The sequence below is a fragment of the Massilia horti genome (genome assembly GCF_004614195.1).
Taxonomy (GTDB): domain Bacteria; phylum Pseudomonadota; class Gammaproteobacteria; order Burkholderiales; family Burkholderiaceae_D; genus Telluria; species Telluria horti.
On the sequence record NZ_SPUM01000107.1, the window covers coordinates 99103 to 124380 of the forward strand.

Below are 25278 nucleotides of genomic sequence, written 5' to 3' on the forward strand. Positions count from 1 at the left end.
GCTGCGCTTCAGAGAAAAGCCGCGACGAGCGACCGCAGCTTTGGGGTACTCGGTAAAGGTGGGTCGATGAGCGATGGTTAGAAGACCAGCGCGCGATGCACCGCCATTCCAGCCGTGACGCCATCGGCACACGCCCAGGTCACGTTGTGCGCGCCTCGCGTAATGTCGCCGGCAGCATAGACGCCAGGGATCGTTGTCGTTTTTTGCGCATCGGTTCGAATGAAACGTCCCGTCGGGCCATCCTCCATTTCGCACCCGAGCTTTTGCGCGACATCGCTGTTGAGGCGAGTTCGAGGCGCAAGGTAGAGGGCGTCTGTTTCGACCATCCGTCCGCTGGCCAGCTCAATCGCCGCAAGCTGCTGAGCATTTCCGTGCAGGGCCTTCACCGGCTCCGAAATGATGGAGACATTTCGCGCCCGCAGATTGGCGAGCGTCTGTTCATCCGGAAGCTCGGCACCATTGAGGAAGAGCGTCGTTGGGCCCCAGTCTGGAATGAGCATCGCCTGATGAAAAGACACCTCCGAGGTATAGAGAACGCCGAGCCGCTGCCCGCTGAACTCGTACCCATGACAGTAGGGACAATGCAGCACCGAATCCCCCCATCGTTCGGCCAGCCCCGCAATGCCCGGCAGTTCGTCCGAAAGGCCAAATGCGAGCACGAGCTTGGATCCCTCAAGTACTGTGCCATCCGCCAGCGTGACCGAGAACCCGTTCGGGCCTAATTGCGCATCGACGGCAGCCCCTTCTACAAAGCTCGCTGTCGGGTAGGCTGCGACCTGTGACCGCGCGGTAGCGAGCATTTTTAGCGGATTACTACCATCCTGCGCAAAGAAGCCGTGGGAATGCGAGGCGAACCGGTTGCGCGGAGATCCCGCATCGATAATGCAGACCGATCGCCGGGCACGCGCAATATAGGTTGCTGCAGCGAGTCCGGCAAAGCTTCCTCCAACGATGATTGCATCAAAGCGCATGTATGTCCTCCGGTTCTAGTCTGTTACCACGTGCGATGAGGCGCTGATGAAAATCGGCGCTCAACATGGAAAGCGTAACCTGCTGTAAGCGCGCCAGCAGCAACGCCTGTGCGTCTTGGAATGCCTGATCGAGGGCGCCATTGACCGCCTGTTCGACGAGGCATCGAGGCTCCTCGGTTCGGTTGCCAATGGCCAGAAGAGACGGGCTGCCAAGGGCGGTATAAATTTCGTACAACGTCACCTTCGCCAAGTCACAAGACAGCGTCCATCCGCCGCCATGTCCCTTGTCCGATCGGACATATCCTTGGTCCCGAAGCCCGGCCATGATCCGCCGGATCACCACCGGGTTGGTGCCCATGGCACTGGCAAGGGCCTCGGACGTGACGGGGCCGTCACGTTCGGCCATGTGCAGCAGTACGTGGAGCACGCCCGACAATCTACTATCTGTTCGCATACAACTTCATTATCCGGAAATCTCGCAACATCATAAGTTGCGAAAGCGACGAAAGTCAAGCTGGCACACGCCCGGTCGGCGGCACTTCTACGAACTGAACCGGAACTGCAAGTGGTCTTCGAAGGCATCTTCACTCAGTAGCGATGACCAGTTTCATTCGCGCTGGGACGCTGGCGCCGACCCCCGCACGATTGCATCGAAAAACGTATGCATCAGGTATCAAAGATATAATTTTGATTCTTCAATAATGCGTTGTTGATACCATGCACATCACTATCGAAACGCTGCCCGCGCTGAGGCTTGCCGGCCTGCCGTTTGCCGGCCCGCTCACGGCCCTGACAGTCGAGATGCCAGGAATCTGGAAGACTTTCCTGAGCCGGGAGAACGAGCTCGGCAACAACGACGGCGTGCGTTACGGGGTCAACCTGCAGGAGCAGGGCGGGATTTTCATCGAGTGCATCGCCGGCCGGGTATTGGATTTGAACGAGATTCCGGACAAGATGATCGGCCTGCACTTGCCGGAGCGCCGGTACGCCGTGTTCACCCATCGCGGGCCCATGACAGCGGTGCAGGCGACCTACGTGACCGCGTTTGCTGCAATGGAACAGCTTGGGCTGCGCCAGGACACGAGCGGCTGGCGCCTCGAACGTTATGACAGGCGTTTCACGCCCAGCGTCGACAATCCGGCGCGCCCCGAGAATGCCTATGACATCCTGATCCCGCTGCGCAATTAACGCAGCGTGCGAAGACTGGTGCCGGTATGTTTCCCGACCGCCGGCGCCGGTAGGGCAGCTTGCGCTGCCAGGTCCGCTCTTATCCCTAGGAGCAGGTCGCATTCTGCCAATCGAATGTGACAGGCGTTTGACGATCTTTAATGCTTGTTGCATACGGATGAAAGCGCCGATAATCGCATCTCCGATTCGACCGAGATTCACAGGAGATGCGAGTGCAAGACCAAGAACAAAACCAGCCACAGGCTGACCTTCCCGAAAAACCCTCACGCCGCCGGATTTTCCAGGCCGCCGCCGCTGCCGGTCTTGCCGGCGCGCTGCCAGCGGTCGCCGAGGCGGCGCCGGCCCAGTCGAAAGCGGTCAAGGGTTCGCTCGACGCCAAGCTGAGGGCACACGTCAAGAACGTGGTCGTGATCTACCTTGAGAACCGCAGCTTTAACAACCTGTTCGCGAACTTCCCGGGCGTGGCGCAGCCACTGTCCGAGCTGCCGGCCGCCGCCACCGCGCAGAAGGACCGCGACGGCTCGGTGCTGCCGCAGCTGCCCAAGGTATGGGGCGGCATGGTGCCAAATCGCCAAAACCTCGGCGGCAAGGATTATCTGATCGCGGAAGACGCCATCCAGGGCTTGCCGAATGCGCCGTTCAAGCTGCATGACGCCGAAGGCAACCCGCTGCCGGAAGACCTGATCACGCGCGACTTGTGGCACAAGTTTTATCAGAACCAGATGCAGATCAACGGCGGCAAGAACGACGGCTTTGCGGCTTGGGGCGATACGGGCGGCATGGTCATGGGCTACTATGGCGAAACGCAGAAGAACCTTGGCCTGTGGCAGATCGCGCGCGAATACACACTGTGCGACAACTTCTTCATGGCCGCATTCGGCGGCTCCTACCTGAACCACCAGTTCCTGATCAGCGGCCGCACTCCGGAATATTTCAACGCCGCGGACACTCCGGCCAGCAAGAAGATCGCCGTGCTTGAAGACGGCCCGACTGGCTACCGTCTCCAGCTCGACCCGGAATCGCCCAAGTCCGCGCTGGAAGGCAAACCCAAGTTCGTCAACGACGGCGCGATCTCGCCCGACGGCTACACGGTCAACACCATGGCGCCGCCGTACCAGCCGAGCTGGGTGCGTCCGGCTCCGGAAGGCGACCCGATGATGGCCGATCCGCTCGATCCGGTGGTGTGCCCGCCGCAGTCTTACGAGACGATCGGCGACCTGCTCTCGGCCAAGGGCGTGAGCTGGGCCTGGTACGCGGGCGCCTGGCAGGCGGCGCTGGACAAGCGCGGCGAGGGCAGCAAGCCGAACTTCCAGTCTCACCACCAGCCTTTCAACTACTTCCAGCAGTTCGCGCCGGGCACCAGGGCCCGCGCGGAGCACCTGCGCGATGGGGGCCTGGGCGACAGCCCGATCTCGAACAAATTCATCGCCGACGCCATTGCCGGCAAGCTGCCGGCGGTCGCGTTCTACAAGCCGCAGGGGAACCTGAACCTGCACGCCGGCTATTCGGACATCGAATCGGGCGACGCGCACGTGGCCAACGTGATCGAGCACCTGAAGAAGTCGCCGCAGTGGAAGGACATGGTGGTGGTGATCACGTTCGACGAGAACGGCGGCTGGTGGGACCATGTGGCGCCGCCCAAGGGCGACCGCTGGGGCCCGGGCTCGCGCATCCCGGCGATCGTGGTGTCGCCGCATGCAAAGAGGGGCGCGGTCGATCACAACTTCTATGACACCACCTCGATCCTGCGCTTCATCACGCGCCTGCACGGCCTGCCGCTCCTGCAAGGGCTGGCCGAACGAAACAAGGCGTTCGAGGCACGCGGGGCGCGTGGGCCGGGCGACTTGACCGGGACGCTCGCGTTCCGCTGACGCCACGCGCAAGCAGTACAAGGCCGGGCACCGATCGTGGAGATCGGGCCCGGCTTTTTTTGTTCAGGATTTGCCTGTCGGCTAACGCGCGCTGTATGTACGGATCAGGCGATACACTTCGGACTGCCAAAAACCTCCAACCTGAAACAGGAGAAAAACCATGACGAAGAATGTGTTGAAAGGACTGCTGGCAATTTCCACCGTAGCGGCGATGATGAGCGTATTCGGCGCGCAAGCGCAGACCGCCACCAGCACCGCGCCCGATGCGGCAAGCCAAAGCGGCAATGCGGGCCAACAAGCCGGCAGCAGCGCGCCGGGTTCGGCAAGCCAGGGCGGTAGCATGGGCCAGCAAGGCAGCAGCCCCGCGCCGGACCAGTCAGGCCAGGGCGCGAGCATGGGACAGCCGGGCAGCAGCCCGGCGCAAGACCCGGCAAGCCAGGGTGCCAGCATGGGCCAGCAGGGCAGCAGCGGCACGAGCGGCAGCACCGGCACCACCAGTTCGGAACAGATGTCCGGTTCCAGCCAGGGGGCGAGTGCCACTGCTGCTGGTGCAACGAGCGCGGGTGCCGCGAAGCTGAGCAAGTCCGACGAGAAAATCCTCAAGGGTATGGCACAGGCAAATATCGACGAGATCGAGGCCGGCAAGCTGGCGCAGACCAAGAGCCAGAATGACGAGGTCAAGAAGTTTGCCCAGCAGATGATCGACGACCACACCAAGGCGCTCAACGAAGCTCAGCAAGTGGCACAAGAAAAGGGCGTGACCCTGCCGACCGGGCCGGACGCCAAGCACAAGAAGGCGGTCGCGTCGCTCGAAAAACTGAGCGGTGAGGCTTTCGACAAGGCCTACATGAAAAATGCCGGCTTAAATGACCACCGGATGGTCCTGGCGCAACTGCAGCGGGACGAGAAGAATGCCAAGGATGCCGATGTAAAGGGGCTCGCCACCAAGATGACGCCGGTGGTGGAGCAGCACTTGAAGGCAGCAGAGCAGATCAGCGCGTCCAAGGGCGGCGCCACGGCGGGCAAGTGAATGCCGGTTGACGCGGTGCGGGCGCGCGGGCAAGGGAGCCGGCGCGCCGCTTGCTATTTCATTCGAATCAGCTGATTTTCCGTTTGCCGTCCAGGCGTTCGATCACGATCTCGATGCCGACAACGGCTTTGAGCATGCGATCGATGGCCGCGGGCGGCGCATCGTGCAAGGTCCACGGGCGCGCCTGCCCGGCCTCGCGCCGCGCCGTCATGCGTTCGAGCAGGGCGCGCACCCACCCCGGATCGTCGACCGTGCGCAGCGTGCCGTGCGCGTGCACCACCTCATAGTCCCAGGTCGGCACATTCCTGTTGGGGTCCTGCTGTCGATGGCAGAGCGGCGACACGTAGGCGGACGGGCCGCGGAACACGACCATTGCGGCTGTTCCGTCCTCTTTCCACACCGGGTTGGCACGTGCCACATGCGCGCGCAGCACCCCCAGCGGCGCCTGCGGCGTGGGCGGCATCAGCTCGAACGGGAGGTGGTCGGCATCCAGCCCGGCGGCGGCATGGCGGACCAGCGCGCCGAGCGGGTATTCGTCGACCAGCCGGTGCAGGATTTCCAGCCGCTTCTCTTCGGTTCGTGCAGTCAGGTACACGGTCAGCCCTCGACGAGGATGTGAGTCTTCAAGGAATTGGCGATGTAGCACTTCTCATGCGCCTCGTGATGGAGCGCCGCCAGTTCCTGGGCGTTCGGTTGCCGCGCATCGGCAAACGCGATCGCCGGACGCAGGCGGATTTCCGTCATCGCCATGCGGCCGCCGGCATCGCGTTCCAGCTTGCCGACGGCGTGATCGCGATATGCGTCCACGACAAAGCCCTGCTTTGCAGCGAGCGACAGGAAGAACAGCATGTGGCAGCTCGACGCCGCCGCCACCAGCGCTTCTTCCGGATCGATATTGGCCGGTTCGGACATCGGCACCGGCACTGACAACGGCGACGACGACGCGGGCACGTTCATGCCGCCATCAAAGCTCCATGTGTGCGCACGGCTGTAACGCTGGTCGGTGAAGGGCTGCGTGCCGCGTCGCCAGGCAACGGTCGCCTCAAACTGTTGCATCTCTGCTCCTGTTTCTTGATTGGGAGCTCATCTTAGGCAGCAAAGTGGCTTGCTCAAATATCCAATAAGTACGAATATGGCCGTACCAATTTTCCCAGCCAATGCCAGCCTACGACCAGTTCGCCGCCGCGCCCCTCGATCGTGCCGCCGCCACCCCGCTGTTCCGGCAGCTCTACGTCCACCTGAAGGAATCCATCCTCAATGGCGCGCTGCCGGCGGGCGCCCGTTTGCCGCCCACGCGCACGCTGTGCCGCATGCTGGGCGTATCACGCCAGACGGTGCTCGCCGCCTATGACCAGCTGATGGCCGAGGGTTACCTGAGCGGCACGGTTGGACGTGGCACCTTCGTCAGCGGTTCGATCCCAAGCGTGGCACGCGCCGCGCCAAACGCCGAGCGCGAGCTGTTGCGGCCCTTGTCCGCGCGGGGCACGGCAATGGCGCAGGCCATGTCCGCGGTGCGCTTCCACTCTGGCCGCCTGCGCGCTTTCCGCGCCAGCATGCCGGGGCTGGACCTGTTCCCGTTCGACGTCTGGCGCCGGATCGAGGCGCGCTACCTGCGTCGCGCCGGCCCGGACCTGGGCTACGGCGATCCTGCGGGCCTGCTGCCGCTGCGCGAGCTGCTGTGCGCCTACCTGCGCACATCGCGCGGCGTCGACTGCACGCCCGAGCAGGTCGTCGTCACCTCCGGCTCGCAGCAGGCGCTGTACCTGCTGGCGCAGCTGCTGCTTGCTCCCGGCGATGGCGTCTGGATCGAGTCACCCGGTTACCAGGGCGCCTGCGCACCGTTTGTCGCGGCGGGAGCGCGCATATGCACGGTGCCGGTCGACCAGGAAGGGATGAATATCGCGTACGCCGCGGCAGTTTGCCCGGACGCGAAGCTGGTGTTTGCCACGCCATCGCACCAGCTGCCGCTGGGCGTGACCATGAGCCTGCCGCGCCGGCTCGAATTGCTGCGCTGGGCCGCGGCGCACAAGGCCTGGGTGATCGAGGACGATTACGACAGCGAGTACCGCTACACCGGACCGCCGCTCGCCTCGCTGCAAAGCCTGGACCGTTCCGGTTGCGTGATCTACGTCGGCACGCTGTCCAAGGTGCTGTTCCCTGGGCTGCGGCTCGGTTATGTGGTGGCGCCACCGGCGCTGGCGGCGGCGCTGGCGCAGGCCCGGGGCCTGGTCGACCGCCACAGTGCGATCGTGCCGCAGGCGGCGCTGGCCGACTTCATGGCCGCTGGCCACTTCACGCGCCACATCCGGCGCACCCGCGAGGCCTACGCGCAGCGGCGCGCGGCACTGCTCGGCGCGATCGATGCGCACCTGAGTGACGAGCTGGCATGCGGTCCGTCCGACGCCGGGCTGGACCTGTGCGTGCACTTCAGGCGCAGCCACGACCAGGCGCGTGTGGTGCAGGACGCCGCGGAAGAAGGGATAGATGTGCGGCCGCTGTCGTACTACGCCAATCCTGCGGCGGGTCCGGAATGCACGGTGGCGCCCGGCCTGCTGCTCGGCTTTTCCGCACTGACGCCCGCCCAGATCGAGGAGGGCGCGCTGGCGCTTGCTCGGGTGTTGGCGCGCCAGCCGCGAGCCAGGATGCGGTGAGCGCGTGCGCACAGGTGCGCACCCTACTAGGGCTACGGCTTCCGGCTTCAGCAGATCGTAGGGTGCGCACCAGTGCGCACGCGGTACGGCTGATCTGACGTTGGCGCCTCATGCGCTCAACGAGCGCCCACTACGATCGCTGAATGAGCGACTCGATCAGGGCCAGCGACGGCGGACTCGCACCGGCTCCCAGACACGCCGCCGCCCCGGCGCAAACCGCAAACCGCAGATGCGCAAGCGGCGTGCGCGCCGGCTCGCGCAACAGGCTCCACGCCAGCGCCGCGATGCTGGCGTCGCCCGCACCCACCGTATCCACGACATCGACCTTCGGCGCAGCCACCTGCCAGGCTTGACCGTCCACATGCAGCGCAGCCCCTTGCGCCCCCTTCGTGTACAGGTAACTCGCCCGCGGATTAAACGCTCGCAATGCCGCAAACGCCCCCTCCACATCGCTTGTCCGGAACAGCCCCGCCAGATCCTCTTCCGACACCTTGACCACATCGGCAAGCTGCGTCATGCGGCGCAGTGTCGGGTCGTAGCGCTCGTCCATCAGCGACCGGAAGTTCGGGTCATAACTGATCCGCACACCGCCCCGTTTGAGTTCTTCGGCCAGCGCCACCAGCCTGCGCGCCAGCGGTTCGCGCGCCAGGCTGATGCCGCCGAAATGCACCCAGCGGCAGTGCGCGCGCCAGCCATCGGGCAGCAGGGCGGCGTCGAAATGCAGGTCCGCGCTGTCGTCGCCAACGAAGAAGTAGCTGGGCGGGTCGAGCCGATGGACGATCGCCAGCAGCGGCGACTTTGCAAGGCGCTGCAAAAAGCGCAGGTCCAGCCGCGCCGCCTCGCTGGCGCTCCATAGCTGGTCGCCGAACACGTCCCGGCTGATGGCGCCTGCAAATGCGCTCGGCACATCGAGCGCCGCCATCGCCCGCGCCACGTTCCAGGTCGAGCCGCCAGCCTGACTGGTCCAGCGCTGCTGGCCCGGATCGGCGATCATGTCGGTCAGCGCCTCGCCTGCCGCGACGAATTCGGGGAATGCATTCATGCCTGGTCCTTTAGCACCTTGGGTCAAAGCCAATGGTACACGCTGGTGCGGGAGATCGGCCGGCGCATGCTTTATACTGTGGCGATGACTTTGATCCGCTGCGCCTGGGCCAATCCGGCCAATCCACGCTACCTCAACTATCATGACGATGAGTGGGGCATCCCCTGCCATGACGAGAACCGCCTGTTCGAGATGCTCAATCTCGAAGGCGCGCAGGCTGGCCTGTCGTGGGAAACGATCCTGAACAAGCGCGAGAACTATCGCGCCGCGTTCGACGGCTGGGACCCGGAAAAAATCGCGCGCTACGACGAAGCCAAGGTTGCCGAACTGCTGGCCAATCCCGGCATTGTGCGCAACCGGCTCAAGGTCGCCGCCGCGATCTCCAATGCCAAGGCATATCTCGCTTTGCGCGAACAGGGGCTGACGCTGGACCAGTACCTGTGGGCTTTCGTCGACGGCAAGCCGATCGTCAACCGCTGGGCCAAGGGCGAGCGGCCGGCCAGGACCGAACTGTCGGACCGTATTTCGAAGGACCTTGGCAAGCGCGGCTTCAAGTTCGTGGGCTCGACCATCGTGTATGCGTACATGCAGGGCATCGGCATGGTCGATGACCACGATGTCGCGTGCTTCCGCCACGCCAAGGGCTGATGGACTATCGCGAGCACTGGCGCGGACGCGAACGCTATACGGTGTTCGATTCGGCCTTTGGCGACGGCAGCGCGGTACGCGCGCTGATCGGCACGTGGCGGCAGGACCCCGAGCGGCCGCAGCGGCTGCACATCGTGGCGCTGGCCGACGGCCTGCTGCCGGGGTTTCACCGCATCCCGCAAGCAGACCCGAACGTGACATTGGACCTGCTCGCCAATCCGTTCGAAAGCGCGCTTGCCCAACTGCTGGCGCGGATCGACTTTATCCGTCTGCATGGCATCGCGGATGCCGGCGCCGGTTTTGCGCGTGCGCTGGCGCGGCTCGCCTCAAGCGACGCCATCCTCCATGCCGAAGGCCTTACCCTTGAGCAGATCGGCGCTCTGACAGGGCAGGGCTTCGCGTTTGAAGCCAGTCGCCAGACTGGTGCGCTGCGCGCACGCTTTGCCAGCCGCAAGCCGCGTCCGCCGCTGCCACCAAGCCCCAGCCGGCGCGCGATCGTCATCGGTGCCGGAATTGCCGGTTCGGCCGCTTGCGAGCGCCTGTGCGCGCGCGGCTGGCACGTGACGCTGGTGGAACGGCACCCGCGCCCGGCGATGGAAGCGTCGGGCAACCTGGCCGGCATCTTCATGCCGCTGCTGTCGCGCGACGACAGCATTCCCACCCGGCTCACTCGCGCGGCCTATCTGTACGCGCTCAGGTACTGGGAACAGCTGGGCGGCATCGGCGACGCGATCGAAGGCGCGGCGTGCGGTGTGCTGCAACTGGCGCGTGACGCGGAACACGCACAGGTGTCGCGCGCGATCGCACGCGAGGCGCATTTCCCGCGCGAGTTCGCCGAATGGCTGGAGCGCGACGCGGCCGAGGCGCTGCTCGGCTTGCCGGCGCCGGATGGCGCGTGGCTGTTCCGGCAGGGCGGCTGGGCGCGGCCGGGCAGCGTGTGCGAGGCGATGCTGGCCGCCTGCGGCGCACGCCTTGAGCAGCGCTTCGGGGTGGGCGACGTGCAGCTCGAGCGGGTCGGCGACGAATGGCTGGTGCGCGACGCGGCCGGCGCCGAACTGGCACGTGCGCCGAACGTGGTGCTGGCGGGGGGCGCTGGCGCGACCCGCTTCGCGCAGGCGGCGCGCCTGCCGCTCACCGCAATCCGCGGCCAGGTCACGCACCTGCCGGCCGCCATGCTGCCGCCGCTGCCGTTGGTGCTGTGCCGCGAGGCTTACCTGACGCCGGAAAGCCACGGCATCCGCAGCGCCGGCGCGACCTATGACCTGGACAGCGAGCGCGAACTGCGTGAATCCAGCCAGCTTGAAAACATCGACAAGCTGCGCGCGCTGGTTTCCGACCCGGCCACCGCCGCTGGCGCGCCGCTTGCCGGCCGTGTCGGCTTTCGCTGCGTGGCGCCGGACCGGCTGCCGCTGGTCGGACGCCTGCCCGACTTCGAGTCCGCTGGCACCACCGAACGCTTGCGCGACGTGCCGCGCCATCCTGGCCTGTACAGCCTGCTGGGCTATGCGTCGCGCGGGCTGATCTGGGCGCCGCTGGCGGCCGAACTGCTGGCAGCCCAGATCGAAGCCGAGCCGCTGCCGCTCGCCGCGAACCTGGTCGATGCGCTCGACCCGGCACGCTTCGTGTTGCGCGCGCGTCGCACCAGCCGCGGCGTGACGCACACGGATTGATCCTAATTGCATAATGGCAATTATCGGAATGTCAAATTTCGAATCGGGATATAATTTACGTTAAGGAACTTTCCCTCGAACGGAGGAGTGGACGGATGGACGAAACATCCCATTCGGCTGAGCTGTCGCTGTTTTTGGCGTCGACCGCGCACGACATGAAGAATTCGATCAGCGTGCTCTCGGGTACTCTGGAGCGGCTGCTGGACGACGCCTCACCCCAGCGCGACGCGGCCGATCGCGGCCCGGACTATCAGCAGATGGCGCAGATGCTGTACCAGACGCGGCGCCTGAACGACAGCCTGATGCAGCTGCTGGCGCTGTACAAGCAGGTCGGCACACAGCACTACCCGCTCGACATCCAGCAGCTGGAGATCGGGCACCTGGTCGAACAGGTCGTCGGGCTGCAGCGCGTGCTGCTGCACTCGCGTGGCATTGCCCTGGAACTGGACGTTGACACCGGCTTGATCTGGCACCTGGACGAAGACCTGATCATCGGTGTGCTGGCGCACGCGATCAACAACGCGACCCATTACACGCGCGACAAGGTGCGGCTGGCGATCCGCGCGGTCGACGAATACCTCGAAATCCGGGTCGAGGACAATGGCGTGGGCTTTCCACAATCGATGCTCGAAGCCGGCGCGGCGGCGGCCCGCGGCCGCGCCAGCGGCGTCAACTTCCTCACCAATAGCGCCGGCCTGGGCCTGTACTTTGCAAGCGAGGTCGCGAAGATGCATCGCCACCGTGCGCGCCATGGCGAGCTGCGGCTGGAGAACGGCGGCGCGTATGGCGGCGGCTGTTTTGTCCTGAGGTTGCCGTGAGCGTGAATCCGGCCACCGTTGTGGACCAGGTCGACTGGGCCGGCAAGAACTACCTCGTGGTCGACGACTTCGTCGGCGTGCGCCAACTGCTGCGCGAAAGCCTGCGCAGCCTTGGTGCGCGCAACATCGACCAGGCATCGAGCGGCGGCGAGGCGGTCGGCATGCTCTCGCGCATCCGCTATGACGTGGTCCTGTGCGACTACAACCTCGGCGAAGGCAAGAACGGCCAGCAGGTGCTGGAAGAAGCACGCGTCCGCAATTTCCTCACGCCGTCCTCGGTGTTCCTGATGGTCTCGGCCGAAAAGAGCGTCGAGTCGGTGATGGGCGCTGCCGAACACCAGCCGGACGCCTACCTGATCAAGCCGATCACCGAGGGCGTGCTGCTGTCGCGCCTGAACCGGGCATGGCACAAGAAGCAGGTGTTCCGCATGATCGACCAGGCCTACGTCGAAAAGGACTACCTGCGCGCGGCGCGCCTGTGCGACGAGGCGGTGGCGGCGAACCCTGCGCACGAGATCGAACTGCTGCGCATGAAGGCCAGGCTGATGGAAAAGAGCGGCGAGCCGGACAAGGCGCGCGAGGTCTACGAGCGCGTGCTGGCGCAGCGCGAATACCAGTGGGCGCGCGCGGCGCTGGCCAAGATCCGCATGGCCAACGGCGAATTCGAGCAGGCACGCCAGATGTTCCAGGCCGTGATTGCCGAGAACCGCTACTACATCGACGCCTACGACCAATTGGCCGCGACCTACCAGGCCATGGGCCAGCTGGAGGAGGCCGGTGCCATCCTCGAGCGCGCGGCCAAGCTCTCGCCCAACTCCGTGCCGCGCCAGCGCAGGCTGGGGCAGGTGTGCCTGAAGCTGGGGAATATCGCCCTGGCGGAGAAGGCCTTCCGCAAGTGCATTGCGATCGGCGAGTACTCGGTCCGCAAGACGCCGGACGCCTACCTGGGGTTGGCGCGCGTGTGCGGACTGAAGAACGACCCGAAGGAAGCGCTGCAACTGCTGCTCGCGGCGCAGCGCGATTTCGTCGCCGAGCATCCGGACATCGTCCTGCGCGCCAAGATCACCGAAGGGCTGGTCTACCACGAAAGCGGCGACTACCGCCGCGCGCGCAAAGCCGGCGACGAACTGGAGGAGCTGCTCGGTACGACCGCCGAGCGCCCCGACGTCCAGACCTGCATTGAGCTGGCGACCTTGCTGTTCGCGGTGGGCGTGAAGGATGCGCCGGCCGACCTGCTGTGCTACGTGATCCGCAATAACCACGACAATCCGCTGTTGCTGGACGAGGTGCAGCAGATTTTCGAAAAGGCGCGCATGGGCGAGGAGGGGCTGGAGCTGATCCGGGCGTCGAAGAAGGAAGCCTCGGACCTGATGAACCAGGGTGTGCTGCTGTGGAAGACCGGGAAGCTCACCGAGGCGGTCGAATGGATGCGCAACGCGCGCCGTGCGGTGCCCAACAACCAGCGTATCCTGTTCAACGCGGCGCAGATCCTGGTGTCGCACATGCAGCAGCAGGGCTACGATCCGGCGCTGGCCGCGGAGGCGGTCGAGGTGCTGCTGCATGTCGACAAACTGCTGCCGGGGCAGCAGCGCTTTGCGCAGTTGATGGAGCAGCTGGCGGCGCTCAAGCCCGGAGCGGAGCCTGCCGAGACAGAGAACGAGGTCGCGGACGACGCATAAGCCGGACCGCGTGCGCACAGGTGCGCACCCTACGATTTGCGACAGCCAACAACCGTAGGGTGCGCACCTGTGCGCACGCTGTACGGTTCCGCAGAGTTTGCGTCCGCATACACAACGTTACGTGGGAAGCGCCCCCTCGCGCACGCGACCGCCGGTGTTGCAGTTGCACTCCGCCGCAGCCTGCCCGCACGCACAGCGAACAACATCGCGCGGCGCTTCGCCCGGCAGCGCATTCTCATCCGGCTTGACCGGCCCCGAGTGCCGGCGCATCAGCTCTTTGCACAGCGCTTCGATGTCATGCGTGCCGTCGCCGCGCCGCGCCGTTTCTGCCGCTTCGCTCAAGGCGCAGCGCGCAATGTGGTACCCGAGCGCGCGGTAGCTTTCGAATTGCGCTTCGTCGAACCACTGGTCGGCCGTGCTCTGGTGCGGATATTCCGGGTGCGCCTTGCGGTAGTTGAGCACGTCCGCATTTTCGGTGCCGACGATCGCCGGCTTGACGTACAGGAGCACCCCGTCCACGCCGTCCTTGTCCACGTGGCTGTAGCAGATCTTGCCCGCGGCGCAGCTCGCGCCGCACAAGTCGCTGTCCTTGAGCAGGTCCATGCGCGAGACGCACAGCTCGATCCCCACGTGCAGGTCGGTCGCGCATTTGCGGATGGCGTTGCCCAGGTCCTCGAACGCGAGCCGCTTGTCGCTGGCCACGTCGACCGCGATGATCAGGCGGCAGCGCCGCCGCACCAGTTCGTAGATGCCGAGGTTTTCGAAGTGCCCGCCGTCCGACAGGTACACGTAGTTGGCGTCGGCGTTGGTCATGCCGAACAGCTCGGCGATCAGCGAGAACAGCCCGATCGGCGGCGAGGAGTTGGTCCACACGCTCTTGCGCGGGTTCGGACACCAGCGCCCCAGGCGCACGTTAAACATCGTCATCAGGAAGTTCAGCGGCGGCGACGAGTGCGAGCCCATGTTCGGGCTGGCCGCCGCGCCAGACAGCGAGACCGCCATCCCGAGCTTGACCTTGGCGTCGTCGTCTGCCAGGGCAGAGCGCGACGCGTACAGGCGCGTCGGCCGGTAGGTGCCGCGCTGCGCGTCGCGCAGGGCGAGGCTGGCGGCCTGGCCCGGCATCAGGGGCATCTCGAAACCGCAAAAGCGCGGGGTGAGCGCGAACGAGGCCGCCTTGCGCGTCTGCCAGGCCAGCTCCTCGCCGCTGACCAGGTTGAGCGAGGTGTTGACGATGTGGTAGGGCTTCTGGTCCTGCAGGTCGGCGAAATGCGGGTCGTCGTTGGGATCGAAGCCGGTGAAGGGATGGGGCTTGCGCCGGGCGCTGCTGGCGCCGAAGTAGGCGCGCACCACGCGGTTCCGGTACAGCATGTAGAGCGAGAACTTGTTGATGTCCACGCGCCAGCCCAGCAGCAGCGCGCACGCGAGGAAGATGACGAAGGCGACCACCAGCCGGGTGCCGTCGCTGGCCAGGGTGGCGCGGGTGTGGGCGAGGTACACGCATTCGAGCGTTGCCGGGCTGGGGCAGGTGATCGTGGGCCAGTTGACGATGCGCTGCACGAGCGCCGACAGCAGCGCGAAGATTCCGAGCGTGAACAGGTAGGGCGCCAGCCGCGCCACCACGTCGAGCCGGCTTTTGGCGGCGTCCTTGAGGCCGGTGGCGCCGCCGCTGCCGGCCTTCAGGCCCAGCCAGGTCATCAGCAGCCAGCCGATCGCGGTGCCGGCATAGGTGGCCGGCTGGTAGGTCAGCCATGCCCAGTGCAGCAGCGGAGCGAAGAAGAAGGAGACGCCGAACATCATCAGCCAGACCAGCGCGAAGATGAAGGTCCAGGCGCCCTGGCGGCTCCACCATTCGCGGCTGGCGTCGTTGTACAGGCGCCCGACCAGGCCGATCATCAAGGTCATCGTGACCGAAAACAGCGTCATCATCAGCGGCATGCCGAACGTGGTCAGTGCGATCGCGTTGTTGAGTACGGGGTGGCGCGCCGGATCGGGCATCGCCGCCAGGCCGACGATGAGCAGCACCGTGCCGATGGTCAGCGCAGCCATGGCGCAGGCGAAATGCGATATGCCTTCGATGAATTCGGCGCGCGACAGGTCCGGACTCGGATAGTGCCGGCGCAGGCGCTGCACCAGCCCTATCGCCACCGCGGCCACTACCAGCAGGCCGATCAGCGCCGGGCCGCCGAACCACGCCAGCTTGTGCGCGATCGCCGGCGTCATGATCCAGTCGACCGCATCCGGGGCGAATTCCTGGGTACCGGCCAGCATGATCGCGGCAACGGCCACCGCGCCGGCGCCGCACAGCACGTAGCCCGCGCGGCTGTAGGGGCTGGTGCGGTCGTGCGCCAGGTACCAGCCGCTGGCCCAGACGATGAAGTAGACCAGGCCAGGCATGAACAGCCAGCCAAGGCGCCACTCCAGGCGGGCCTCCAGCGCCGCCTGCCAGAATTCGGGGGCGCCGCCGCCGTGACGCCACAGGCCGATGCTGACCAGGAACCCGGACAGCAGCAGCGGCAGGTTGATGAGCCACAGGACCGCGACCTGGCTGAGCGGGAAGCGGCGCTGGCCGCGCGAGCCGACTTCCGGCTTGCTGGAGATGGACAGCGCGATGCAGAACACCGCCCACAAAAATAGCAGGGTGCCGAGCATCCACGCCGGGTCGGACCAGCTGGCCCATGGCCCGTTCGGACGGACGATGCGGTTGACGCACCAGACCGCGAAGCGCGGCAGCGTGAGCAGCGCGCACAGCCAGGCCACCAGCATGGTCAGGTTCAGGCCCGTGTTGCGCACGTAGGTGCCGATCAGGGTCCAGGTGTCGGCGCTGAACATGCCGCTCTTGGGCGAGAGGTAATTGCTGTACTGGCGCAGGAACTGGATCTCGACCGGTTCGGCCGCCACCGCGTCGCCCTTGGCGCCGGGGGTGAGCATCGCTTCGACGGCTTTCACGTCGCCGTGCTTTTCGCGGATGCACTTGGACAGCCAGCCGCCGATGAAGCCGCCGCCGGACACGGTCGACAGGTAGTCGAAGTCGCGCAGCAGCTGCTGTTCGCCCAGCGCCTGCAGCACCCCCAGGTTGAAGGTGGCGCTGCGCACGCCGCCGCCCGACAGCGCCAGGCCCGCCAGCTTGGCGTCATGCGCGCGCTGCAAGACCTGGCTGCGGCAGGCCGGCGTGAGCTGCTCCGGCCCGGCGCCGCCGCCCACGCGCGGGCGCAGCAGGTCGAGCTCGTTCTGGAACACCTCGGAAAAGGCGCTGCCGGCCTGCGCGTTCAGGCGTTGCCAGGTGTTTTCGTCGAGCGGGCCGCTGGTGTGGATGCCGGCCTGGCGCCGGAACGCGGCGATGGCGCCGGCCAGATCGTCGAGCGTGCAGGCGTCGCCCGGAACGTGGCAGCCCGCGCTCTCGAGCTTGCGCCTCAGGTCCGCGACCTGTTCCGTCGTCAGGCAGGTGTAGTCGATCTGGTACAACGCGCGCCTCCATGCAGGAAATAGTGGCGCGGCGCGGGGTGGCGGGCAGGGGACGATTCCCCGGGCCGTGCACACAGTTGAGCACGGTTGCGGGGTGTCTGATGCCCGTCAAATCAAACAACGGGCGAGTTGGCTTGAGAAATTAATGAAAAGTTAGTCTTTGTCGGACTTGGGCTTGCCCGGCCTTTGGCCCCCATCCACGCCCGGCTGTGCGCTGGCGTTGTCGGTCGGCGCCGCTGGCATGCTAGGAGGACGGGCTGCGGCAGCCATGCGTGCCGCCGCCTCCTGCGCCATCGCCGAGGCGTTGGCAATCGCTTCCGGCGACATCGTGCTCGCCACGGCTTGCCGGAACTGGTCCTGCAACAGGTTCCACCACGCAACCGCGGCCGGCATCGCCGCGCCCATATCGGGCGTTGCCGCGGCAGCGCCCTGGCCCGCTTCGGGCTGTTGCGTGCCGGCGCCGGCCTGCGGCGCGTGCGCGGCGCTCGGCTGTGGCGCTTCGGCATTTGGCTGCTGGGGCGCCGCGGCCGGGGGCGTGAAGAACGCCTGGAACGGATTGGCGGGCATTCCCGCCGTGCCGTCGGCGCCGGGTTGGCCCATCGCTTGCGCCATGCTGGCGCTCATCGCCTTGAGCGTGGCGAGGGTGCCGCGCTGCACCTCGAGCGCCTGGATCGTGCCGCGCAGCATGGTGATGTTCATGTTCAGCCAGGCTTCGACGGCTTTCAGGTCCGAAATCCGCTTGTCCAGCTCATCGGTGTTGAGGGTGGGGGCGGTGAAGCCCGGCACGCTCATGCTGCCCCAAAGATTTTTGACGAAGTCCAGCGTATCCGTCATCCCGGCGATATTGGGCATGGGAGGTTTGAGCATGACACTTCTCCTTGGTTGATCGCCTAAGCGTAACAGAATACAAACATCGCTTCAAAGACTGGCGTGCACGGGCCGGACTGCGCCAGGCCGGCCGGGCAGGTACACTATGGGGATGAGTGATGTTCCGTTATCCGCCCGACCGGGCCGTGCGCTGGTGCTGGGCGCCGCCATCGTGCTGCTGCACTGGCTGGTGTTGCGCTGGCTGGGGGCGCAGGTCGAAGCGCCGCGCGAGCGGCACGTGGAGCAGGAAGCGGTGACGCTGCTGGCGCAGCTGCCCGCGCCCCAACCCAAGGTGCCGGATGTGCCGCCGCCTCGGCTGAATTTCGCGCGCGTGCCGGTGCCGCAGGTGCCGCCGCCACCGGACGTCCGCTCCGAGGCGCTTGCCGAACCTGTCGCGCCCACTGCCCAGCCGGCGGATGCCGCAACTGGCGCGGTGGATGCGCCCTCCGGCACACATGCCGACCTCCACACTGGCGCCGCTGCCGCGCCCGCTGGCGTAGAATCGGCACAGGCGGAGCCGGCACCGGAAGCGCGCGTGCCGCACAGTTACAAGACCGACATGCCGCCGCCGGCCGAGATCACGCTGGACGTGGCGCGTGTCGACGCCGACGGCACGCGCTGGAGTGGCGAGGCCCTGCTGTCCTGGAAGCGCAGCGGCGACAATTACCAGATCAACATCGAGGCCGGCATCCGGATCGTGTTCGCGCGCGTGAACCTGGTGACCTTGAGCAGCGAGGGAACGGTGACCGAGGCTGGCCTGGCGCCTCTGACAATGACGGAAAAGCGGCGCGGGCGCTCGCTGACGGCGACCCACTTCAACCGCCAGGCCGGTACGATCACGTTCTCGGCCTCGCAGAATTCCTATCCGCTGGTGGCCGGCGCGCAGGACAAGGCCTCGATCCCGATCCAGCTCGCGGCCATCGCGCGCGGCGATCCGGACCAGCTGGCGGGAGACATCGACATCCTGGTCGGCGAAGACCGGGACGCCAGCGTTTTCCGGTTCGTGGTGCTGGGCCAGGAGACGATCGACACGCGGATGGGCAAGTTGCAGACATGGCATTTATCGCGCCCGCCCAAGCCGGGCTCGTACAACTCGCGGCTCGACATCTGGCTGGCGCCGGGGCGCGGTTGGTATCCGGTCCAAATCCGCAACACGGAAGCCAGCGGCGCCGTGACCACGCAGACCGTGAACAAAATAGTAATGACCGATACAGGAAGCTGATATGCGACGCGATTTTCTGACACAGGCGGGGGCAGCGCTGCTGCTGGCGGCAACCATGGGCGGGACCGTCGCGGCAGAGGAGCACCCGGTGGTCAAGCACCCGTTCAACCTCGCCCCGTCGGCCGACCTGGTGTATGACCTGAATGCCCACCAGCGCGGCTTTGCTTTGAACGGCCAGGCGCTGATTGGATGGCGCACCAGCGACGGCAGGTACTCGGTCAGCGCCGAGTCGCGCGTTGCGTTGCTGGGCAAACTGACCGAGAACCGCAGCCAGGGAACGATCGACAGCTTTGGGCTGGCGCCCTCCGAATTCTACGAAAAACGCTTCCGCAAGGACCCGACCACGTCCACCTTCAACCGTGAAAGCAAGACCCTGACCTTCAGCGAGGGCAAGGACAGCTACCCGCTCAAGGGCGGCGAGCAGGACCGTGCGTCGGTGACCTGGCAACTGGTGGCGCTGGCACGTGCGGCCGGCGACAAGTTCAAGCCCGGCTCGACCTGGCCGTTTTTCGTGGCCGGCCGGCGCGACGCCGACCCGTGGACGTTCCGCGTGGTTCGGTACGAGAAGGTGCGCACCGGGCTGGGCGAACTGGACACGGTGCACGTGACGCGCGAACCCTCGGACGCCAACCGGGGCCAGACGCTCGACATCTGGCTCGCGCCGTCGCTGGAGTGGTATCCGGTCAAGTTGCGGTTTACGGACGAAGACAAGGATTTCGTCGAGCAGACGCTGTCGAAGTTGACCAGAAAGTAACGAACAGCTGTTTGTACCTATAGCTTCCGAATGGGCGTCGTAGGGTGCGCACCAGTGCGCACGCGGTCATAGCATGCTGACTTGCGGCTGCTGCTTCTCGATGCGGCTTTCGCGAACCGCGTGCGCACAGGTCCTCGGCGGCCCCGCGCCCCCTACGCCTCCTGCAAGCTGTACCTTATTCCAGCCCGATTTAGCGTTCAACGAACACGCAACCTGTTCGGATGTGCCGGCCATCGCTGAACGCGTGGGCAGGAGAACCTGCCCACCCTACACCTGCCGCAGCAACCGGATCTGTTGCTAACCCCGCCTTTCCATAAAGTAGCCCCGCCTGAACTGCTATACTGACGCCCCCGCGACGGCTGGGCTTGTCTTGACAGCTTGTCCACACCGCCGCGCACGCGAGAACTGGTATCCCAAGATGATCGAACCACAGGAAGGCGCGGCCCTCGCCGCCGACCCATATTCCATAGCCCAGGACGAAGCCGATCCGCTACAGGCGCATTTCCATGAAGGGATTGCGCCGGACGAGATCGAGCAGGTGTTCCACTTGAAGCGCGCCGCGCCCACGCTGCACGCATTCACTGCGCTGTTCCATGGCACCCAGGACGGCGTGCTGGTGCGACTGCTGGTGCTGCGCGAGCTCGCGGCAGATACCGCCGCATCAAGCTTTTCGCGCGCCGACATCAACCAGAAGTTCGCCTACCTGATTCCGGAAAGCCTGGAGACGGTGCTGAACCGCCTGCGCACGCACGGCCTGCTGGCATGGGATGCGCCGGCCGCGGTCTACCGCATCACGCCGATGGCGCGCAACGTGCTGGCTGCGCTTGACACGCTGCTGTCCGTCGGCCAGATCGAGGCCGACGAGGCCGAGATGGGCTTCTTGCTGTCGCAGGTGGCTGGCGCCCAGGCTGTCGGCGGCGTCACCGTCCAGCAGCTCAAGCATCTGCTGGGCCGCCTGGTCGAACTGACCGAGGAGTTCCGCGACGCGATCGCCTCCGGTTCCGAATTCCGCCTGCGTACCTCCCAGGCCAAGTGGCACATGGCGTGCGACTGGGTCGAGAAGGGCTCCGAGATCCTGCGCAAGATCACCTCGGACGAGCGCGCCGATGCCGCCACCCACAAGGCGGCGCAGGCGATCGGCCGCGCCCAGAGCGCGCTGCTCAACATGCAGGGCATGTTCTCGCGCGCGCTCAACCAGATCGAGCGCCAGCGCGTGCACCTTGGCCAGTCGGGCCTGTCGACCACGGACGTCAAGCGCTGGCTGCTGGCGCACGAAGACCTGGCCAGCCTGGCCGAAGGCGCGATGGACCGCCCGGTGATGCCGCTGTTCGGCACCCCGGCCGAGATGATCGACGTGGCTGAAGCCGAACTGCTGGCCCAGCGCCCGGTCGCGGCCGGCCCGACCGGGCTGCCGAGCGGCGAGGACGCGCCGCTCACCATCAACGACAACCCGGCCATGGCGGCCGAGCTGGATGACTGGATCAAGCGCCTGGCCGACTTCGCCAACCTCGGCAACTTCCCCGAATTTTCCGAGAGCGGCCCGAAAGCGGTCGCGATCCAGGAGTCGCTGCTGCCGGCCAGCTTCGCGGTCGCGTCTTACCGCGCGTCGCTGCTGCCGCTGCTGGGCGACCCGGCCGAGGCCAACCTGCAGGGGCCGACCGCCGAACTGGCGCGCCTGCCGGTGAAGTTCGAAGCCCGTGATGAAATGATCAAGCTCGACGATCCCGAGATCGCGGCCATCTCCATTGCAACCCTATCCCTAGACCTAGAGAGCGGCACGCCCGATGAATGACGATTCACAAATCCTGATTGCGCGCCTGCTGACGCACCAGACCCTGCGCCGCGACGACAAGATGGTCAAGCGCGCGCTGTCCGACGACCAGTTCCGCGCCGAAGTGGACAAGCGGCTGCTCGAATGCGGCCTGAAACTGCTCGACAACGTGTATGCCGACCACGTGACGCTGGCGCTGCACCGCAACGTCGAGCCCAAGATCTTCGGCGCCAAGGACATCTGGCAGAACAATAACTTCGGCCTCACGCGCGATGGCGTGGCGCTGCTGGTGGTGTTGTGGGCGCAGATCATCCTGCCCAAGCGCGAACGCCAGGAGACCCACACGGTGGCCGACGACCAGACCGACCTGTTCGACAAGGACAGCCCGATCCCGCGCGCGGAAGACGCGTCGATCGGCATCTCGTACACCGCGCTGCTGGCCGACTTCGGCGACAAGCTGGGCAAGAAGACCCGCATGGACATGAACCTGGGCCTGTTGTCCAAGCTCGGCTTCATCGAGCGCCGCGGCGACGTGATCCTCGAGGGGCCGCTCCTGGACCTGATGATGGATACCGACCTGCTCAAGGAGCGCATCATCAACGGCGCGCTGGCCGACGTGTTCAAGCGCGCGCCGCTGGCCGTGGCCACGGGGCGGCGCGAGGCCGCAAACGACGTGGACAGCGACGCGCTCGACGCCAACGACATTCCGAACCGGGATTAATCCATGTTCCATATCAAATCACTCGAACTGGTCCACTGGGATTACTGGCAGCGGATCAAGAACATTCCCCTCGACGCCAAGATCATCACGATCGCCGGCCAGAACGGCTCGGGCAAGACCACCTTGCTCGACGCGATGCGCACGCTGTTCGGCCTGGATTGTTCGATGGGCCGCACCTACAAGCACTACGCGCGCCACTCGGGCCAGCAGACCGCCTGGCTGCGCGCGGTGGTCGACAACAAGCCGGTCGGGCGCCAGCTGTCGAACCGGCCGTTCCGCCACTCCGGATTTTTCAGCGACGACGAAGTGACCCTGTTCTGCCAGGTGCAGAAGAACGGCGGCGACTGGAAGCGCCAGTACCTTATGCGACCGGGGAATATCCAGGTCGAAGAAGTCACCGAGGCCAACGACTGGCTCGGGGTCGAGAACTACCGCAAGCGCCTGGCGCAGGCCGGCCTGTCGCCGGCGATGGCCAAGGTGCTGGCGCTGGAGCAGGGCGAAACCGACAAGCTGTGCGAATACGCCCCGCGCCAGCTGCTCGACCTGGTGTTCCAGGTGTTCGGCGACAAGGAGGTGCTGGACGCCTACGACGAAGCCAAGCGCCACCAGCGCGACACCGAAACGGAACTGAAGCGCTTCGAAGCCGAGCTGGAAGCCTCGCGCACCAACCTGGAAGGCCTGCGCCTGCGCGTGGCCAACTATCACCAGTGGGAAGACCTGCACAAGGAAAAGCGCACCCTGCTCGAAGAGGTGCTGCCGACCCTGCAGTACCACGAGGCGCGCGAAAAGGCGGCGGGCATCAGCCGCCAGCTGCGCGAAGCCAGGAAGCCCATGGCGCAGGCCGATACCCAATTGGCGGAAAAGCGCAACCAGCTGGCAAGCCAGCAGCGCGCGCTGACCGAGGCGCAGCAGCAGGAAACGCTGCTGGAGCAGGAAGGCTCGGTGCTGGCAGGCCGCCTCACGCAGGTCAACAGCAAGCTCAAGCCGCTGGAGAGCCTGCTGGAGCAGAAGGAGCGCCTGCGCAAGCTGGCGGAGGACGCCGGCGCGGACATCGCGGAAGTGGCCAAGCAGCTGGACGAGAAGGAAGCCGAACTGGCGCGCAAGAAGCAGGAGCGCGATGCGCTGGCGGCCAAAATCGCGGGTGAGATGTCCACCATCTCTGCGTTGCAGGGCAAGAGCGCGATGCCGGAACCGGAGGCGCAGCGCCTGATGCGCCGCGCGCTGCGCGACGAGGGCATCGCGCACGCCATGCTGTCCGATATCGTTGAAGTGACCGATCCCAAGTGGCAGGGTGCGGTCGAGGGCGTGCTGGGCGGTTACGCGTCGGTGGTGCTGCTGGAACGCGCCAAGGACGCGCCGGCCGCGTATCGCCTGGCGGAGAAGGAGCGCTACCGCCACTTCATCGTGCCCGACTGCGTCGAGGCGCCGGTGGTCAAGGACAGCAGCCTGCTGTCGGTGGTGCGCTTTTCGGCCAAGGCGCCGGGCTGGCTGATCGAACAGCTCGAGCGCATTGAGCGCGTGGACTCGGTCGACGACGGCTTCAAGAGCAACTCGGACGAGTGGATCACGCCGGACGCCTACCACCGCGAACGGCGCGGTGGCCGTTCGCTGTTCGTCGAGCCGTCGCGCTACCGCTTCGGCGCCGCCGGCAAGACGCAGCGCCTGGAAGCGATCCAGAAGTCGCTGCCGGCGCTGGAGGCGAAGGAAGACACGCTCACGCTCGCGATCAGCAAGCTGGCCGCCGAAGTGAGCGCGCTGAAGGTGCGCATTGCCGGTGTGGACGCGGCCAAGGAACTGGCGGCGCGCCAGGCCGAATTTGAGGAAGCCACGCGCGCGATCGAGCCGCTCAAGGCCGAACGCCTGGAAGTAGGCGCACGACTGGGCGAGCTGCAGACCCTGACCAAGAACGCGACCGTGGCGCGCACCCGCGCCGACACCGTATGGCAGAATGCGCGCATGGCGCTGGCCGAGGCGGAAGCCGGCCTGCGCCTGAACCACCGCCGCCAGATCGAGCAGCGTACCGAGCACGCCAAGGCGCTGCTCGAGATGCGCCGCAGCTGGCGCCACCTGCCGCTGGAGTGGCGTCGCCCCGCGCGCCGAGCGGCCTTGGTGACGCAGCACGTGAACGCGCACCAGGTCGACCTGCGCGTCAATTCGCTGCAGCACGCGCTGGCGCGCGACGACTGGGAACTGGACGCGACCGTGATCGACCAGTACGCGCGCCTGAACGACCAGCTCTCGAACCGCCAGAGCGAAACCGAAGAGCGCCGCTACCAGAACAACCGAGCGATAGAGGCCACCGCCAACGCGCGCGGCGCGTACATCGAGCGCCTGCGCTACACGATCAAGACCTACTCCAAGAACATCAAGGAGCTGGGCGAGCTGGCCAACATCGAAGTCACGGCCGACCCGGTGCGGCTGGAGAACGACGACGTGCAGCTGGCGCAGGCCGGCCTGCACGTGCGCTTCAAGTTCGACGGCAAGGACCAGATCGGCATGAACGACGGCGAGGCTTCGGGCGGCCAGCAGGTGATGAAGTCGCTGGTGCTGCTGATCGGCCTGCTCAAGTCAGAAGAAGGCTCGGGCGGCTTCGTGTTCATCGACGAACCGTTCGCGCACCTGGACATCCGCAACATCCAGCTGGTGGGCGAATTCCTGAAGAACACCGACGCGCAGTACCTGATGACCACGCCGCTGACGCACAATACGGACGTCTACGATCCTTCGGAACTGACGCTCATCACGAGCAAGAAGAAGAAGGACCAGCAGTGGGCGCAGCCGATCTTCGTGCTGCAGCGCAGGCAGGAAGCGAGCGCTGCATAAAAAAAAGGGGCCGACAATGATCGGCCCCTTTTATTTTGTGGTCGTGGTTAATATCGATGCGCAAACGGTATGCATGGGTACCGCGTGCGC

The 25278-nt window shown here is 66.0% G+C and carries 20 protein-coding genes; 13 read left to right on the forward strand and 7 right to left on the reverse strand.

Annotated features, from left to right (window positions below):
* Positions 1-77 precede the first annotated feature (77 nt).
* Both E4O92_RS15870 and E4O92_RS15875 read right to left on the reverse strand, forming a co-directional pair.
* Positions 78-971, reverse strand: a complete 894-nt coding sequence (locus E4O92_RS15870) for an NAD(P)/FAD-dependent oxidoreductase (RefSeq protein ID WP_135190709.1) — start codon at positions 969-971, stop codon at positions 78-80.
* Entirely contained in the window at positions 961-1425 is a 465-nt protein-coding gene (locus tag E4O92_RS15875; protein ID WP_135190710.1) for an Rrf2 family transcriptional regulator, read from the reverse strand. Before E4O92_RS15875 ends, E4O92_RS15870 begins: the two co-directional genes overlap by 11 nt.
* Positions 1426-1688: 263 nt before the next feature.
* Between E4O92_RS15875 and E4O92_RS15880 the strand changes: the two genes are divergently transcribed.
* From E4O92_RS15880 to E4O92_RS15890, 3 genes are all read left to right on the forward strand, one after another.
* On the forward strand, positions 1689-2159 hold the full coding sequence (locus E4O92_RS15880; protein ID WP_135190711.1) for a GyrI-like domain-containing protein: 471 nt from the start codon (positions 1689-1691) through the stop codon (positions 2157-2159).
* A gap of 206 nt (positions 2160-2365) precedes the next feature.
* Entirely contained in the window at positions 2366-4030 is a 1665-nt protein-coding gene (locus tag E4O92_RS15885; protein ID WP_135190712.1) for an acid phosphatase, read from the forward strand.
* Between the two features lie 160 nt (positions 4031-4190).
* Entirely contained in the window at positions 4191-5060 is an 870-nt protein-coding gene (locus tag E4O92_RS15890) for a DUF4142 domain-containing protein (RefSeq protein ID WP_229483412.1), read from the forward strand.
* Between the two features lie 67 nt (positions 5061-5127).
* Here the strand turns inward: E4O92_RS15890 and E4O92_RS15895 are convergent, their stop codons facing one another.
* Positions 5128-5655 (reverse strand): FMN-binding negative transcriptional regulator, encoded by a 528-nt coding sequence (locus tag E4O92_RS15895; protein ID WP_135190713.1) that lies wholly within the window; start codon positions 5653-5655, stop codon positions 5128-5130.
* 2 nt (positions 5656-5657) lie between these two features.
* Positions 5658-6116, reverse strand: a complete 459-nt coding sequence (locus E4O92_RS15900; RefSeq protein ID WP_135190714.1) for an OsmC family protein — start codon at positions 6114-6116, stop codon at positions 5658-5660.
* 101 nt (positions 6117-6217) lie between these two features.
* Here E4O92_RS15900 and pdxR point away from each other — a divergent pair, with 101 nt between their 5' ends.
* Entirely contained in the window at positions 6218-7711 is a 1494-nt protein-coding gene (gene pdxR, locus E4O92_RS15905; RefSeq protein ID WP_135190715.1) for a MocR-like pyridoxine biosynthesis transcription factor PdxR, read from the forward strand.
* Between the two features lie 130 nt (positions 7712-7841).
* On the opposite strand, the gene E4O92_RS15910 is transcribed toward pdxR, so the two are convergent.
* A complete protein-coding gene (locus E4O92_RS15910; protein WP_135190716.1) occupies positions 7842-8753 on the reverse strand; it encodes a carbohydrate kinase family protein in 912 nt (303 codons plus the stop codon).
* A gap of 84 nt (positions 8754-8837) precedes the next feature.
* Between E4O92_RS15910 and E4O92_RS15915 the strand changes: the two genes are divergently transcribed.
* The 4 genes from E4O92_RS15915 (at position 8838) to E4O92_RS15930 (ending at position 13568) form a co-directional block, all read left to right on the forward strand.
* Positions 8838-9401 (forward strand): DNA-3-methyladenine glycosylase I, encoded by a 564-nt coding sequence (locus E4O92_RS15915; RefSeq protein ID WP_135190731.1) that lies wholly within the window; start codon positions 8838-8840, stop codon positions 9399-9401.
* A complete protein-coding gene (mnmC1, locus tag E4O92_RS15920; RefSeq protein ID WP_307721752.1) occupies positions 9377-11071 on the forward strand; it encodes an FAD-dependent 5-carboxymethylaminomethyl-2-thiouridine(34) oxidoreductase MnmC1 in 1695 nt (564 codons plus the stop codon). The genes E4O92_RS15915 and mnmC1 overlap by 25 nt, the downstream gene beginning before the upstream one ends.
* A 95-nt stretch (positions 11072-11166) precedes the next feature.
* Entirely contained in the window at positions 11167-11889 is a 723-nt protein-coding gene (locus E4O92_RS15925; RefSeq protein WP_135190717.1) for a sensor histidine kinase, read from the forward strand.
* Positions 11886-13568 (forward strand): tetratricopeptide repeat-containing response regulator, encoded by a 1683-nt coding sequence (locus tag E4O92_RS15930; RefSeq protein ID WP_167759812.1) that lies wholly within the window; start codon positions 11886-11888, stop codon positions 13566-13568. The genes E4O92_RS15925 and E4O92_RS15930 overlap by 4 nt, the downstream gene beginning before the upstream one ends.
* Before the next feature lie 117 nt (positions 13569-13685).
* Here E4O92_RS15930 and E4O92_RS15935 read toward each other — a convergent pair whose 3' ends face one another.
* Both E4O92_RS15935 and E4O92_RS15940 read right to left on the reverse strand, forming a co-directional pair.
* Positions 13686-17030, reverse strand: coding sequence for a patatin-like phospholipase family protein (locus tag E4O92_RS15935; protein ID WP_135190719.1), 3345 nt, complete (start codon positions 17028-17030; stop codon positions 13686-13688).
* Positions 17031-17183: 153 nt separating this feature from the next.
* The gene (locus E4O92_RS15940) at positions 17184-17897 is read right to left on the reverse strand and encodes a PhaM family polyhydroxyalkanoate granule multifunctional regulatory protein (protein ID WP_135190720.1); all 714 of its coding nucleotides are present in this window, start codon (positions 17895-17897) and stop codon (positions 17184-17186) included.
* 112 nt (positions 17898-18009) lie between these two features.
* Here E4O92_RS15940 and E4O92_RS15945 point away from each other — a divergent pair, with 112 nt between their 5' ends.
* The 5 genes from E4O92_RS15945 (at position 18010) to E4O92_RS15965 (ending at position 25188) form a co-directional block, all read left to right on the forward strand.
* The gene (locus E4O92_RS15945; protein WP_135190721.1) at positions 18010-19119 is read left to right on the forward strand and encodes a DUF3108 domain-containing protein; all 1110 of its coding nucleotides are present in this window, start codon (positions 18010-18012) and stop codon (positions 19117-19119) included.
* 1 nt (position 19120) lies between these two features.
* Positions 19121-19873 carry a DUF3108 domain-containing protein gene (locus tag E4O92_RS15950; RefSeq protein ID WP_135190722.1) on the forward strand — a complete coding sequence of 251 codons (753 nt, stop codon included), beginning with the start codon at positions 19121-19123 and terminating at the stop codon, positions 19871-19873.
* Between the two features lie 418 nt (positions 19874-20291).
* The gene (locus E4O92_RS15955) at positions 20292-21665 is read left to right on the forward strand and encodes a hypothetical protein (RefSeq protein WP_135190723.1); all 1374 of its coding nucleotides are present in this window, start codon (positions 20292-20294) and stop codon (positions 21663-21665) included.
* Positions 21658-22365: a hypothetical protein gene (locus tag E4O92_RS15960; protein WP_135190724.1), complete on the forward strand. Its 708-nt coding sequence runs from the start codon at positions 21658-21660 to the stop codon at positions 22363-22365. The genes E4O92_RS15955 and E4O92_RS15960 overlap by 8 nt, the downstream gene beginning before the upstream one ends.
* Before the next feature lie 3 nt (positions 22366-22368).
* Positions 22369-25188 (forward strand): ATP-binding protein, encoded by a 2820-nt coding sequence (locus tag E4O92_RS15965; RefSeq protein ID WP_135190725.1) that lies wholly within the window; start codon positions 22369-22371, stop codon positions 25186-25188.
* Positions 25189-25278 lie beyond the last annotated feature (90 nt).